This window comes from Streptomyces griseorubiginosus (assembly GCF_017614965.1).
Lineage (GTDB): Bacteria > Actinomycetota > Actinomycetes > Streptomycetales > Streptomycetaceae > Streptomyces > Streptomyces griseorubiginosus_B.
Genome location: NZ_WVUG01000235.1, coordinates 1 through 14,256, shown reverse-complemented (window position 1 = coordinate 14,256; position 14,256 = coordinate 1). Strand labels below are relative to the sequence as shown.

Below are 14,256 nucleotides of genomic sequence, written 5' to 3'. Positions count from 1 at the left end.
GGGTCATGGCGCTCCGGTCTTCCGTCCTTCGTGGGTAGGGGTGGGGGCCCTGAGCGGATCAGTCGATGCCGCGGACGATGTGCGACTCGGCCGGGCCCGTGTCCTCGGTTCCCGCCAGCAGCGGTAGGGGGAGCGGCTCCTGACCGGCTGGCAGGGGGACCGTCCCGCTGGCCGGCGGCCGCACGGTCCCGGCGCACGGGGTGTCGGGGAGCTGGGAGCGGGTTTCCTGGGGGAGTAGCAGGTCTGACACGGGATCTCCGGGACTGTTTCGGACCGTGGTCTGGGAGGGGGCTGTGAAAGCCTCCGAGGCCACGGTGCATACCAGGTATTGGGGCGGAGTGGCCTGGAGGGGGGCGATCCGGCCTTGACCCTCCGTGGTGCGGGGAGCGGCCATCAGGCGTCGTAGGCCGAACGGTCTCCCCGTATCGGTTGTTGACGAAGGTCCGCTTGCCGGGGGCGAGGCGGGGGGTGGCCGAGATGAAGCCGCGGAAGTGCCTTTTCCACTCCTGCGCGTGGTGGAGTAGGTCCACGAGTGCCTGGGCCTGTCCGGCCCGGGCAGTGGCGGGTGGCCACGAGGACGACGTCCGGCGGCTGTGCGTTCGCCGGCGGCTTGTGCTCGGTGCCCGGTACGGCCGGTGCGGCGGGCGCCGTCTCAGCTCCTGAGCTGGGATCTCGGCCGGGTTCGCCGCAGCTCGTCGCGCCAGCTGCGGGCCCCCCGGTGGGTCAGCGCCCGCTCCAGCCGGCGCCAGGTGGCCGGGCGGTGTACGGGGCCGGGTGCCTGCTCGTCCTCGGCGGCCGGGGCGCCCGCGCGCAGGAACAGGGCGACGGTGAGCGCGGCCAGTTCTTCGGGGCTTGGGTGGCCTGTGGTGACGCGGATGAGAGGGGCGCTGCCCGCCCGTACGTCAGGCATTGGTGCCTCCGTGAGTCACTGCGGCTGATTGCCGTGCTTGCGGGAGGGAAGCTCGGCGTGCTTCTCGCGCAGCATCGCCAGCGCGTCGATCAGGACCCGCCGGGTGTGGCGCGGATCCACGACGTCGTCCACCAGGCCGCGCTCGGCGGCGTAGTAGGGGTGCATGAGCTGCGTGCGGTATTCCTTGATCTTCTGCTGCCGGACCTCCTCGGGGTCGTCGGCAGCCTGGATGTCGCGCCGGAAGATGACGTTGGCCGCGCCTTCGGCTCCCATGACCGCGATCTCGTTGCCCGGCCAGGCCAGGGCGAGGTCGGCGCCGATGGAACGCGAGTCCATGACGATGTAGGCACCGCCGTACGCCTTGCGCAGCACGACCGAGATCCGGGGGACGGTGGCGTTGCAGTAGGCGTACAGGAGTTTGGCGCCGTGGCGGATGATCCCGCCGTGCTCCTGGTCCACTCCGGGCAGGAAGCCGGGGACGTCGACCAGGGTGACCAGCGGGATGTTAAAGGCATCGCAGAACTGGACGAACCTCGCCGCCTTCTCGCTGGCGTGGATGTCGAGGACGCCCGCGAGGGCGGCGGGCTGGTTGGCGACGACGCCCACCGTCTCGCCGCCCAGCCGCGCGAACGCGCACACCACGTTGCGCGCCCAGCCGGAGTGGACCTCGAAGTACTCGCCGTGGTCGGCGATCTCCTCGATGACGGCACGCACGTCGTAGCTGCGGCCCGGGTCGGCGGGCACGATCTCCAGGAGCGCCTGTCCGTCACGGTCACCGGGATCGTCGCAGGGGACCTGAGGCGGCAGTTCCCGGTTGTTGGCCGGCAGCAGCGACAGCAGGTACCGGACGTCCTCCAGGCACGCGCGTTCGTCGTCGTGGACGAAGTGGGCGACGCCGGAGGTCTCGCCGTGCACGTCGGCGCCGCCGAGTCCGTCGTGGCCGATCTGCTCTCCCGTGACGGCCTGCACCACGTCCGGCCCCGTGATGAACATCTGCGAGGTGGTGCGGACCATGAAGACGAAGTCCGTCAGCGCCGGCGAGTAGGCCGCGCCGCCCGCGCAGGGGCCGAGCATCACACTGATCTGCGGGATGACGCCCGAGGCGCGGGTGTTGCGCTCGAAGATGCCCCCGTAGCCGGCGAGGGCCGAGACGCCCTCCTGGATGCGGGCGCCGGCACCGTCGTTGAGCGACACCAGCGGGGCACCGGCCGCGATGGCCATGTCCATGATCTTGTGGATCTTGGCGGCGTGGGCCTCGCCCAGGGCGCCGCCGAAGATGCGGAAGTCGTGCGCGTAGACGAACACGGTGCGGCCGTGCACCGTGCCCCATCCGGTGACGACACCGTCGGTGTACGGCCGCTTGTGCTCCAGTCCGAAGCCGGTGGCCCGGTGCCGTCGCAGCGGTTCGACCTCGTGGAAGGAGTCCGGGTCGAGCAGCAGGTCTATGCGCTCGCGCGCGGTCAGCTTGCCCTTCGCGTGCTGCCGTTCGGTGGCGGCCGGGTCGGGTCCTTGTCGCACTTCCTCTTTGATGCGCGTGAGTTCGGCCAGTCCCTCGTGGGTGGGGAGTGCGGCATCGTCGAGGGGCGCGGGTGTGAGTGTGGTCATGGGGGTTTCAGCTCCTGTGGTTCTCGCCCGGCGGGTGCGGCTGCGCGGGCGGGCGGTGAGCAGTGCCGGAACGGGAGGCTTGCGGGTCATGGCCGGGCGGGGATGCTCCGCCCGGCGGCGCGGTCGGGGCCGGGCGGTGCGCCGGCCGGACGACCGCCGCGGCCAGCCCCAGCGCGCCGAGGGCGACGACCAGCCACAGCGCGGGCCGGTAGCCCGCGGCCACCTCGGCGGCTGGGACGCCGACGGGGGCGCGGTGCGCGATCATCAGCGCGGTGACCAGCGCGGGTGACAGGACTGCGGCGGTCTGCACCGCCGTTTGGTAGTGGGCGGTGGCCGCCGGCCGGTCCGCGGCCGGCACATCGGCGGCGGCCTGCACGTTCAGGGCGGTGAAGCCCAGCGCGAAGCCGATGCCGACCAGCAGCATGGTGGGCAGGACGTCGGTGAGGTAGGCCGGGTGCGGGGTGAGCGCGCGCAGGTAGAGGAGGTGGCCGAGCAGTGGTGCCGGGGCGCCCAGGGCGATCAGCCGGCGGCTGCCGAACCGCCCGATCAGACGGCCGGAGAACGGCGCCGTCACCGCCAGCGGCAGGCTCGCGGGCAGGAAGGCCAGCGCGGTGCGCAGCGGCGGCCAGCCCTGTGTCGTCTGCAGCTGGAGGGTGGCGATGAGCAGCAGCCCGAGGTACGAGCCGTTGAGTGCGACCGCGCCCAGCATGGACCGTAGGAGCCCCCCGTGGGCCAGCAGGCCCGGGCGCAGCAGCGGGTCCGCGCAGGTGCGCTCGACGAGGACGAGGGTGGCCAGGAGCAGGGCGGCAGCTGAGAACGCACCGATGACGACCGGGCTGTTCCAGCCGCGTCCGGGTAGCTGCACGATGCCGGTCGCCAGGGCGGCCAGGGCTCCGGCCAGGGAGACGGCGCCGGTCGTGTCGTAGTGGCGGCGCCCTCCGTCGGAGGGCGGGTCCGACGGGATCAGGCGCAGGCCGAGGGCGAACAGGACCAGCACGACCGGTGCGGGAAACAGGAACGCCCAGCGCCAGCCGACTTCGCTGAGCACCCCGGACAGGAGGAGTCCGCCGGTGAACCCGCAGGCGCCGACGAACGCGTACACCGACACGGCCCGCCCGCGGGCCCGGCCCTCGGGGAAGGCGGTGGTGATGATGGTCAGCCCGGTCGGCGCGGTCAAGGCGGCGCAGAAACCTTTGACCACCCGGGTGGCCAGGAGCAGGGTGGGCCCGTCGGCCAGCCCGCCGGCCACGGTCGCCGCGGCGAAGACCGGCAGAGCGGCCAGGTACACCCGCCGCCTGCCGAGCAGGCGTACGACCCGGGTGCCGAAGAGCAGCAGCGCCCCGAAGCCCAGGGCGAATCCGCTGACCACGCCCTGAAGGGCCGTCAGGGGTAGGTGCAGGTCCCGGCCGATCGACGGCAGCGCCACCATCGCCGTCGACACTTCGAGGGAGTCGATCAGCATGTTCCCGGCCAGGACGAGCAGCAGGCCCCACTGGCCGGCGCTCCAGGCATCCGGTGCCTCGTCCGGGGCACCGGCTGGTACACGCGTCGAAGATCTCATCGAACCGCTCCGAAGTCTGGTGCACGGATCGGGGTGGGTGCCACGCCCCTCCGGCCGCGCGGTGGCCGCCGGAGGGGCGGTGCGGTCAGCCCAACAGGGTGCCACCGGTGGCGTCGAGGAAGGCGCCGGTCACCCAGCGGCTGTCGTCCGAGGCGAGGAAGGCCACCACGTCGGCGACGTCCTGCGGTTCGCCGACCCGGTTGAAGGCGGACAGCCGCGCCATCCGCTCGACCGCCTCGGGCACGTCGAAGAGCGGGTTGCCGTTGCGGGTGATGCCGGGCGCGACGCTGTTGATGGTGATCCCGCGCGGAGCGAGCACCTTCGCGAAGTGCAGGGCGAGCTGTTCCACGGCGCCCTTGGTCATCGCATAGGCGATCTCGTCGGGGTTGGCGAAGCGGGTGAGCCCGGAGGAGATGTTGATGATCCGGCCGCCGGAGACGAGGTTCGCCAGGGCACGCTGGATGATGAAGAACGGCGCCTTGGCGTTGACGGCGAACAGCCGGTCGAACTCGTCCGGGGTCATCGTGTCGACGGGTACGCCGCCCATCCGGCCCGCGTTGTTGACGAGGATGTTCAGATCGGTCGCTCCGGTGCGCTCCTTCAGCCCCTGTTCCAGTCCCAGGAACAGCTCGTGCACGTCGCCGGGCACGCCGAGTTCGGCCTGCACGGCGAAGGCCCGTCCGCCGTCCTTCTCGATGGCCGCGACGACTTCCTCGGCCGCGTCATGGTTGGTCGCGTAGTGCACGGCGACCAGGGCGCCCTCGGCGGCCAGCCGGGTGGCGATCGCCCGGCCGATGCCCCGGCTCGCCCCGGTGACCAGTGCCGTCCTGCCCGTGAGCCTGCCCATCGGTGTGTCTCCTTCTTCTCGTTCGTGGTGCCGTTCCTTGCTGTGCCCTGCGACGCCGGGCTGTGCCGGCCGCGGGTTGCCCGGGGTGCCCGGGCGGGCCGGAGCCGCCGTCCGCGGCGCGGAGGCCGGCGGGCCGAACCAGGTGCGCAGCGCTTCGGCCGGGCTGTCCGGGCCGGCGGACGACGTCCAGGCGACGTGACCGTCGGGGCGTACCAGGAACGCGTCGGCGTGATGCGGGAGGCCGTCCGGCCCCGTGGCGGCCGCCACCAGGTCCACCCGGTCCAGCCACGGGCCGCACTCCCGGCTCAGGGCCGCGTGGCGGGCGGGGTCGCCGGAGAGGTCCAGCAGCAGCCCGCGGCCGGAGCGCAGCAGCGCGGTGGTCGTCGTGGTTGCGCCGTCGGTGACGACTTCGGTGGGCTCCAGGCGGGTGCCCGGTGCCCCGGCGGGGACCGACAGCGGGTGGCCGTCCGCGCCGAGGTCGTAGCGGACGTCCAGGCCTGAGATCGTTCCGGCCAGGTGCCGTCGCACCCTTTCGTGGCCGAGGAGTTCGGCGAGGACGGACCGCGTGGCCTCGACCTCGGGGCCGCCCAGCAGCAGGGCCGTCTGTGCCTCGATGCCGGCCAGCACCCGGGTGCCGACGGCGTGCCGCTCGTCGTGGTAGGTGTCCAGCAGGCTCTGCGATGCCCGCCCCCGCACGACGGCGGCCAGTTTCCAGCCGAGGTTGACGGCGTCCTGCAGCCCCAGGTTGAGGGCTTGGCCGCCGACCGGCATCTGCTGGTGGGCGGCGTCGCCGGCCAGCAGGACGCGCCCCGCGCGGTAGCGGGCGGCCAGCCGGGAGGCGTCACCGAAGGCGTTGAGCCACAGGGGGGTGCCGCCCCTGATGTCCTCTCCGGTGACGTGCCGCCACACCTCGCAGACCTCGGCGAAGTCCGGTTGGCCGGTGCGGTGTCGCGGTGCGCGGCCGTAGGCGTGGACCATCACCCGGGTCACGCCGTCACCACGGCGGGCGGCGATCGCCAGGCCGTGCTCCAGCCGCTCGAAGCGCCGGTCGGGGATGGTGATGCCGTCGACGTCGGCGCGGATCAGCTCACGGACGGCGTCGTGCCCGGGGAAGCCGATGCCGGCCAGTCGGCGGACGGTGCTGTGTTCGCCGTCGCAGCCCACCAGGTACCGCGCACACAGCCGGACCGGCCCGTCGGACCGTACGGCCTCGATCTCCACGTGGTCTGCGTGCTCCGCCAGGCCGGTCACCTCGTGACCGCGCCTGAGGTCCGCGCCGATCGAGACGGCCCAGTGGGCGAGGACCTCCTCGGTGCGCGTCTGGGGCATTTTCCACTGACCCGGATACGGTCCGGGCAGCGTGAGGTCCAGCGGGATCCCGCCGAAGTGCCCCCGGGGATCGTTCGGCAGGGTCCCGATGCGGCCCAGCAGGCCCCGCGCGTCCAGCAGTTCCATGGTGCGGGCGTGCAGGGTCGAGGCCCGGGACTCGGTGGTGGGCGCCGTCAGCCGTTCCAGGACGGTCACCCGGGCGCCGCCGGTGCGCAATTCCCCGGCGAGCATCAGCCCGACGGGCCCCGCGCCGACGACGACGACGTCGGTGTCCAGCGTGTGCGCGGTCATGATCAGCGCCTGTTCTCGGCGTGGTCCTTGGCGTGGTTCAGGGTGGCGCGGCTGTTGGCGCTCAGCGCGCCGTGCACATAGTCCCGGGCGTCGGCGACCGTGGCCTCAGGCCCCAGTACCTTGGTGATGTTGTCGGTGTTGAGGACCACGGTGTGCTGCGAGGTCGCGGCGACGCCCCGTTCGTTCTCCGTGAACGTCCACACCCCGGTGTGCAGGGTCATCAGCGCGGGCAGGGTGACCTGCTTGTAGGCGATCCTGTGGTGCGGGAAGGTCACCCGGTAGGACTTCGTGGTGTGGGTCGAGCCGTCCTTGGCGCGGGTGTCCATCTCCAGACTCTGCAGTCCCGGGGTGTCCTCGGTGAGGCGGACGCGGGCCACGTGGGGCAGGCGTTCCGCCCACAGGCCGGCCTCGTTGACGAAGTCGTAGACGTCCTTGGCGGAACCGTCGATCTGGACGGTGTCCTCGAAGGAGAACGTGATCTCGGCGGCGGCGTGGGCCAGTTCGACGTTGGTCTTCAGCGCCGCCAGCTCGGAACGCGAGTTGCGGTCCACGGCCTCGTCGATCCACTTCAAGCCGTCGGGGTCGTCGTCGACGGCCCGGTAGTCGTGCAGCAGCCGGATGCGGGACCGGGTGTCCGACAGCGGCTCGATGATCCAGGTGCCGCCCATCGCGGCGACCGGCGGGGCGGAGACCTCCTGGCGGAAGGTGATCCGCCGGTTGTCCGGGTCCAGTGTGCGGCGCGAGGTCCAGCTCTTGGCCTCGCCGTTGGCGGTGGCCCAGATGCGGATCCGCTCCTCGCTGTCGCCGCGCTCGACGTGGTCGACGTAGATGGTGGGCGGGAAGATCCGGGGCCAGTTCTCCACCTCGGCGATCAGCCGGTAGACGGTGGCGGCCGGGGCCTCGGCGGTGATCTCGTGCTCGACCTGACGGGTCGTCATAGCGGTTGTCTCCTCGGTGGGTTCAGAAGTTGCCCAGGCCGCCGCAGACGTTGAGGGCCTGCGAGGTGATGGAGGCGGCGGTGTCGGAGGCCAGGTACGCGACAAGGCCGGCGACCTCCTCCGGCGTGGAGTAGCGGCCGAGGGGGATCTTCGCCTGGAACTTCTCGAGGATGGCCTCCTCGGTGGTGTCGTAGGCGTCGGCGTACCCCTGGCGGACGCGCTGGGCCATGGGGGTTTCCACGTAGCCGGGGCAGACGGCGTTGACGGTGATGCCGGTCGGGGCGAGCTCGTTGCCGAGGGCCTTGGTGAAGCCCACCACGCCGTGCTTGGACGCGGAGTACGGGGCGCCGAGCACCACGCCCTGCTTGCCCGCCGTGGACGCGACGTTGATGATGCGTCCCCACTTCTTGTCCCGCATGCCGCCGGTGTTGAGGACTTCGCGGGTCATGCGGAAGACGCTGTTGAGGTTGGTGTCGATCACGTCGTCCCACAGCTCGTCGGTGATGTCGGCGGTGACGCCGCCGCCGGACCGGCCCGCGTTGTTGACCAGGACGTCGATGGTGGCGAAGGCGTCGACGGCGGCCCGGACGAACCGCTGGACCTCGGCTCCCGAGCGGACGTCCACCGGGCTGCCGTCGACCGTGACGCCCTGCTCACGCAGCTGCTTGACGGTCGTGCTGACGTTCTCGGCGTTACGGGCGCCGATGTACACGCGGTGGCCCTGAGCGCCCAGCTCCTTGGCGACGGCCAGGCCGATCCCGCTGGTGGCTCCGGTGACGACGGCGACTCGCTGGTTGTGCTCGATCATGCTTCCTCCGGGTGGGTGCGTGCGCGGGGTGGATGTTGTGGTCCGTGCGTGCCGGCCCCCGGTCTCCGGCGAGCGGTGCCCGTAACCGGAGGCGCGCTGCTGCGGTGGGCAACGGCCGGGGACAGGGGGCCGTCCGGTACCGGCGGTGCGGGTGCCAGGCCGCCGGCACCGGACGGGGACTGTGGATCAGGCGGCGGCGGTGGTGGCGAGCTGGGTGTTGACGATCGCCAGCAGTTCGCGCGGGGTGTGGGCGTCGGCGACCTCCGACTCGTCGAGCGAGATGCCGTGCTCGCGCTCGATGCGGCTGCCCGTCTCAAGCAGGGCGAGAGACTCGTAGCCCAGTTCGTCCCAGCGTCGGTCCAGGATGTCGCCGTCGAGGTCGACGCTCTCGTCGGCTCCGGCGCTCTCCAGGAGGATGCGCTTCAGGTCGTCGAGGGTGAACTGCACGGTGCTTACTCCATTTCCGTTGTTCTCAGGGATTGCTCCGCCTCACGCGGACCGGTCGCGGGGTGCGGCCGGAGTGCCGGGCGGCCGCGGTCCGTCAGGCGACGGAGCGGACCACCATGGCCGAGTTGAAGCCGGCGTGACCGCGGGCCAGGACCAGGACGGTGCGCAGCTCGGCGGGCCGCGGCGCGCCGGTGACGAGGTCCAGGCCGTAGTCGGTGACGGGACGGACATTGACGGTCGGGGGGATCTGCCGGTCGGCGATGGACAGCAGGGCCGTCGCCAGGTCCAGGGGTGCCGCTCCGGAGTACAACCGGCCGGTCATCGTCTTCGGAGCGGTGACGGGCACGCCTGCGCGGCCGAAGACGGCCGTGATCGCCTCGGCCTCCGCGCGGTCCTCCTCCGGCAGGGCCGCGCCGTCGGCGAACACCACGTCGACGTCCCGTTCCTCGACCCCGGCGTCGGCCAGGGCCAGCTCGATCGCCCGGCGCAGCCCGCGTTCGCGTCCGCTGCCCGGCCGGGGATCGAAGGTGGCGCCGTATCCCGCGATCTCGCCGTAGGGCCGGGCGCCGCGGTGCCGCGCCGCCTCGGCGTCCTCCACGACGAGGATGGCGCCGCCTTCGCCGGGGACGTGACCGCATGCGTTCGCGTCGAAGGGCAGGTACGCGCGGTCGGGATCCTCGCTGGTGCTCAGCCGGCCACCGGCCAGCTGGGCCACCCAGCCCCACGGGCAGATCGAGGCGTCGATGCTGCCGGAGACGATCAGCGGGGTGCCCCGACGGATCTGCCGACGGGCCTGGGCGACGGCGTCCAGACCACCGGCCTGGTCGCTGACCACCACTCCGCTGGGTCCCTTCATCCCGTTGCGGATGGAGATCTGACCGCTGTTGACGGCGTAGAACCAGGCGAACGACTGGTAGGCGCTGACGTACTGGCTGCCCTTGCTCCACAGGTTGCGCAGTTCGTTCTGGCCGAACTCGAAGCCGCCGCTGGAGCTGGCTGTGACGACGCCCATGTCGTAGGGGGGCAGTTCGTCGGGCCGCACCCCGGCGTCGTCCAGTGCCCAGTCCGCGGCCACGAGGGCGAGGCGTGTCATGCGGTCGGTCTGCGGCAGCAGCCGGCTCGGCAGGTGATCCTCGGCGACGAAGCCGCGCACCTGACCGGCGAGCCGCGCCGGGTAGCGCGACGGGTCGAACCGCTCGATCCGGGCGATAGCGCTCTCGCCCCTGAGCGTGGCCGTCCAGTACTCCTTGACGCCCAGCCCGTTGGGTGCGGCGACGCCCAGGCCGGTGATCACCGCGGTGGCGGTCATGCGGCCCTCCTCTCGGGACGGGTGAGAACCACGGCGGTCTGGAATCCGCCGAAGCCGCTGCCGACCGTCAGCACTGCGTCGGTGCGGTGCTCGCGGGCGGTCAAGGGCACGTAGTCCAGGTCGCACTCGGGGTCGGGGGTGTGCAGATTGGCGGTGGGGGGCACCACGTTGTGCTCCATGGCCAGCGCCGACGCCGCGATCTCGATCGAGCCGATCGCGCCCAGCGAGTGTCCGACCATCGACTTGATGGAGCTGACGGGTGCGGCGTAGGCGTGTTCGCCCAGGCTCCGTTTGAACGCGGCCGTCTCGTGCCGGTCGTTCTGCTTGGTGCCCGAGCCGTGTGCGTTGATGTAGTCGATCTCCTCGGGGTTGACGTGCGCCTCGTCCAGGGCGACCCGGATCGCCTCCGCCATCTCCGCGCCGTCGGGGCGCAGACCGGTCATGTGGAAGGCGTTGCACCGCGAGGCGTAGCCCGCGACCTCGGCGTAGATGTGGGCGCCGCGCCGCTTCGCGCTCTCGAGTTCCTCCAGGACGAAAACGGCGGAACCCTCTCCCAGCACGAAGCCGTTGCGGGTCCCGTCGAAGGGGCGCGAGGCGTGCTCGGGGTCGTCGTTGCGCGGGGTCGTTGCCTTGATGGCGTCGAAGCACGCCATCGTGATGGGCGAGATCGGGGCGTCCGTGGCGCCGGCGACCATGATGTCGGCGGAGCCCTCCCGCAGCAGTTCCACCGCGTGACAGACCGCGTCCAGGCCGGAGGTGCAGCCGGTGGAGACCACCGCGTTCGGCCCTTCGGCGCCCACGCTCCAGGCCACTTCGGCCGCGAACGAGCTGGGGACGAAGTAGTTGTACAGGTGGGGCACCGCATAGGTGTGGTCGACGAGTTCGAGTCGTCCGGCGTCGCTGACCACCCGGTACTCCCAGTCCAGCCCCATGGTGGCGCCCACCGCGCTGCCGATGGTGACGCCCACCCGGTACGGGTCCAGTTCGTCGAATTCGAGGCCGCTGTCCTCGACCGCTTCCCGCGCGGCGACGACGGCGAGCTGGGCCGCGCGGTCCATGCGCCGCGTCTCCTGCGGGCTGAGGCCGTGTTCGTCCGGGTCGAAGTCGATCTCGGCAGCCACCCGTGAGCGGAACTGTGAGGGGTCGAAGAAGGTGATGCGGCGGGTCGCGGTGCGTCCCGAGCTGAGCAGGTTCCAGAAGTTCTTGACGCCGATGCCGCCGGGCGCGACGACACCGATGCCCGTGATGACCACCCGACGTGCCGTCACACCGACGCCTCCCAGCTGTAGAAGCGAGTGGCCATCGCATCGGAGGGTGAGCGCCAGGTCGCCGGGTCGTAGGCCTCGATGAACGGCTTGAGGTCGTCGCTGATCCGGATGAAACGCGGGTCCTGCTTGGCCTCCTCGATACGGTGGCCGCCGTCGTCCGAGTCGAAGTCCTGCAAGTGGAAGTACAGCCCTCGGTACGAGAACAGCTGACGGCGGCGGGTGCCCATCAGGTGGGGCATCTCCGTCTCGTCGAACGCGCGGAAGATGCGTGCGACGTCGTCGCTGGACCCGGGGTCCATCCGGGCCACGATGAGCGTGCTGTGCATGTCGGTTTGTCTCCTCACGACCAGTGGGGTCTTCGTACGTCACGGTCGTCGGGGGACCGGACGTGAACGGGGAGCGGGCCGTCGTCGGCCGCGACGCCGCCGACCGCACGACACGGCCGACCGGGCGGCGGCGCCTGGGTCCGGGACGAGCCGTGCGGTGGTTTCGGGTGCCGCACATGGGCCGCGAGCGCCATGGGCGACGTCCGCGGTGGTGCGGCGGTGCCGCGAAGGGGCGCGGGGAACTGCGCGATCGGTCACGACGGTTCCGCGGCCGATCGGCGGCGCAGGGCGGCACTTGTCACGGAGCGCCTAGCGGATCGGACCGAACCAGCGTTCCAGGGCCATGGGCAGGTCGCCGTGGCTGCCCGGTGCGGCCCAGGCCACGTATCCGTCGGGGCGGACCAGCACGGCGGAGCTGCCGGCGAGCCGTTCGGCAGCGAGGGCGCCCTGGGGTGCCGCCGTGACGATGTCGACGCGGTTCCGCCAGCCTGCCGTCCGGCGGCGCAGGGCGGCGTTGTCCTCCAGGTCCAGCAGCACGCCGCGCCCGGTGTGCAGCGCCTCGGTGCTGGTGGTCCGGGTGCCGTCGCGGCGGGCCAGCTCCACCTGCGGCATCCGCCGGCCGAGCAGGGCGTTCGTCCCGCCGCCGACGTCGTAGCGGATCTCCAGCCCGCTGACCATGCCGGCCAGATGACGGCTGACCTCGCGGTACTGGATGAGCTCGGTCATCACGTCGCGCAGCGGCTGCATCTCGGGGCCGCTGAGGAAGAGCAGTCCCTGCGCCTGCGTGTTCATCAGCAGCCGCTTGCCGACCTGGTGACGCTCGTCGTGGTAGGTGTCCAGCAGGCCTTCCGGTGCCCGGCCCTGCACCACTGCGGCCAGTTTCCAGCCGAGGTTGACCGCGTCCTGGATGCCGGTGTTCATGCCCTGCCCGCCGGCCGGCAAATGGATGTGGGCGGCGTCGCCGGCGAGCAGCACCCTGCCGCGCCGGTACTCGGTGACCTGGCGGGTGGCGTCGCCGAAGGAACTGACCCACACCGGCTCACCGTGCGAGATGTCACCACCGGTCAGACGCTTCCAGGCGGCGGCCACTTCGTCGAACTCCGGCGGAGCGGTGCGGCGCCGCGGCGGGGTGCCGCGTTCGCAGACGATCAGCCGGGTGATCCCGCCCGGCAGGTGCCCGACCATGATCATGCCGCCGGGCAGGGTCTCGCCGATCATACGGGGCTCCAGGTCGAGGCCCCTGACGTCGGCCAGGAACATTTCCATCGTCGCGGCCGTGCCCGGGAAGTCGAAGCCCACCGCCTTGCGCACCGTGCTGCGGCCACCGTCGCACCCCACCAGGTAGGGGGCCGTGAACCGCTCGACACCGTGCGGGCCGCGCGCCTCCACCGTCACCGAGTCGCCCTCGTCCTTGAGCGCGATGACCTCGTGGCCGCGCCGGATGTCACCGCCGAGCTCGGTCACCCACTCCTCGAGGACCGTCTCGGTCTGCGACTGCGGGATGGTCTTTGCGGCCTGGTGGGCGCCGTCCAGCACTCCGAAGTCGACGGGCAGGCCGCCGAAGTGGCCCTGGTTGCTGATCTCGATCTCCCCGAACCGGGGCAGCAGCCCGCGTTGGTCGAAAACCTCCATGGTGCGTGCGGTGAAGCCAAGGCCGCGGGATTCCCCCGTGCGCCGGTCGAGACGCTCCAGTACGGTCACGCCGACACCGGCCAGGCGCAGCTCGCCCGCCAGCATCAGGCCGGCCGGTCCCGCACCCACGACTATGACTTCGGCATCCATGTGCCTCTCCTTGGCCATGCGTCCTGTTCCTCGGAATGTCCTCGGTTCTCCGGTTCCGACCGCGACCGAATTCCCGCTGATTTCTCTTCCCGCGGTGCCGCGATCGTTCTCTGTCGCTCCCGCTCCGTCGGGCCGGGTGTTCACCGTCACACCGACGGAATCCGCAGTCAATTATTGGGCGTATTTCCGTAGGGCCGACCGACAGTTTTTTCCGGGTGGTCGACCAGTAAATGCATATCCCTTTTTCATCATCCGCAAGCCCCAGCATTGCGTCAACGGCATCTTCGACAAACCTCTGCAAGGAAATGCAAAGCAATCGATCCCGTGGTGCGGACCGATCAGTCCTTGATCTTGCAGATGGCGGCGCCGGAGCTGAGGGACGCGCCGATCTCCGCGGACAGGCCCTTGATGGTGCCGGATTTGTGGGCGTTGAGGGGCTGTTCCATCTTCATCGCCTCCAGGACGACGACCAGGTCGCCTTCCTTGACTTCCTAGCCCTCCTCCACGGCGACCTTGACGATCGTGCCCTGCATCGGGGAGGCCAGGGTGTCGCCGGAGGCCACGGCCCCGGACTTCTTCGCCGCGCGCCGCTTGGGCTTGGCACCGGCCGCCAGCCCGGCACGGGCCGGCGACATCCCCAGCGAGGCGGGCAGCGACACCTCCAGACGCTTGCCCCCGACTTCGACCATGACGGTCTCCCGGCCGGCGTCCTCCTCCGCCTCGGCATCCGCCGCGGCGGCGAAGGGCTTGATGTCGTTGACGAACTCGGTCTCGATCCAGCGGGTGTGGACCGTGAACGGCTCCTCGGAGCCGGTCAGCTCCGGGGCGAAGGCCG

The 14,256-nt window shown here is 71.5% G+C and carries 12 protein-coding genes and 1 pseudogene; all 13 read right to left on the bottom strand.

Annotated elements, in window-relative coordinates; genetic code table 11:
- Window positions 1-58: 58 nt before the first annotated feature.
- Complete coding sequence (locus GRC12_RS32185; RefSeq protein WP_208783068.1) at window positions 59-250, bottom strand: hypothetical protein; 192 nt, start codon at window positions 248-250, stop codon at window positions 59-61.
- A gap of 402 nt (window positions 251-652) precedes the next feature.
- Complete coding sequence (locus tag GRC12_RS32180; RefSeq protein ID WP_208783067.1) at window positions 653-910, bottom strand: acyl-CoA carboxylase subunit epsilon; 258 nt, start codon at window positions 908-910, stop codon at window positions 653-655.
- Between the two features lie 15 nt (window positions 911-925).
- Window positions 926-2,515: an acyl-CoA carboxylase subunit beta gene (locus tag GRC12_RS32175; RefSeq protein WP_208783066.1), complete on the bottom strand. Its 1,590-nt coding sequence runs from the start codon at window positions 2,513-2,515 to the stop codon at window positions 926-928.
- A gap of 7 nt (window positions 2,516-2,522) precedes the next feature.
- The gene (locus tag GRC12_RS32170) at window positions 2,523-4,076 is read right to left on the bottom strand and encodes an MFS transporter (RefSeq protein WP_208783065.1); all 1,554 of its coding nucleotides are present in this window, start codon (window positions 4,074-4,076) and stop codon (window positions 2,523-2,525) included.
- An 85-nt stretch (window positions 4,077-4,161) separates the two neighbouring features.
- The gene (locus GRC12_RS32165; RefSeq protein ID WP_208783064.1) at window positions 4,162-6,543 is read right to left on the bottom strand and encodes an SDR family oxidoreductase; all 2,382 of its coding nucleotides are present in this window, start codon (window positions 6,541-6,543) and stop codon (window positions 4,162-4,164) included.
- A 2-nt stretch (window positions 6,544-6,545) separates the two neighbouring features.
- Window positions 6,546-7,481, bottom strand: coding sequence for an aromatase/cyclase (locus GRC12_RS32160; protein WP_208783063.1), 936 nt, complete (start codon window positions 7,479-7,481; stop codon window positions 6,546-6,548).
- Window positions 7,482-7,503: 22 nt separating this feature from the next.
- Window positions 7,504-8,289, bottom strand: coding sequence for a 3-oxoacyl-ACP reductase FabG (fabG, locus tag GRC12_RS32155; RefSeq protein ID WP_208783062.1), 786 nt, complete (start codon window positions 8,287-8,289; stop codon window positions 7,504-7,506).
- Window positions 8,290-8,475: 186 nt separating this feature from the next.
- Window positions 8,476-8,736, bottom strand: a complete 261-nt coding sequence (locus GRC12_RS32150) for an acyl carrier protein (RefSeq protein ID WP_308286683.1) — start codon at window positions 8,734-8,736, stop codon at window positions 8,476-8,478.
- A gap of 94 nt (window positions 8,737-8,830) precedes the next feature.
- Window positions 8,831-10,045, bottom strand: coding sequence for a ketosynthase chain-length factor (locus GRC12_RS32145; RefSeq protein WP_208783061.1), 1,215 nt, complete (start codon window positions 10,043-10,045; stop codon window positions 8,831-8,833).
- Window positions 10,042-11,313 carry a beta-ketoacyl-[acyl-carrier-protein] synthase family protein gene (locus tag GRC12_RS32140; RefSeq protein ID WP_208783060.1) on the bottom strand — a complete coding sequence of 424 codons (1,272 nt, stop codon included), beginning with the start codon at window positions 11,311-11,313 and terminating at the stop codon, window positions 10,042-10,044. Before GRC12_RS32140 ends, GRC12_RS32145 begins: the two co-directional genes overlap by 4 nt.
- Window positions 11,310-11,639 carry a TcmI family type II polyketide cyclase gene (locus GRC12_RS32135; protein WP_208783059.1) on the bottom strand — a complete coding sequence of 110 codons (330 nt, stop codon included), beginning with the start codon at window positions 11,637-11,639 and terminating at the stop codon, window positions 11,310-11,312. Before GRC12_RS32135 ends, GRC12_RS32140 begins: the two co-directional genes overlap by 4 nt.
- Window positions 11,640-11,948: 309 nt before the next feature.
- Window positions 11,949-13,421 (bottom strand): FAD-dependent monooxygenase, encoded by a 1,473-nt coding sequence (locus GRC12_RS32130; RefSeq protein WP_208783058.1) that lies wholly within the window; start codon window positions 13,419-13,421, stop codon window positions 11,949-11,951.
- A 338-nt stretch (window positions 13,422-13,759) separates the two neighbouring features.
- Window positions 13,760-14,256: pseudogene (locus tag GRC12_RS32125) on the bottom strand (acetyl-CoA carboxylase biotin carboxyl carrier protein subunit); the annotation flags it as partial.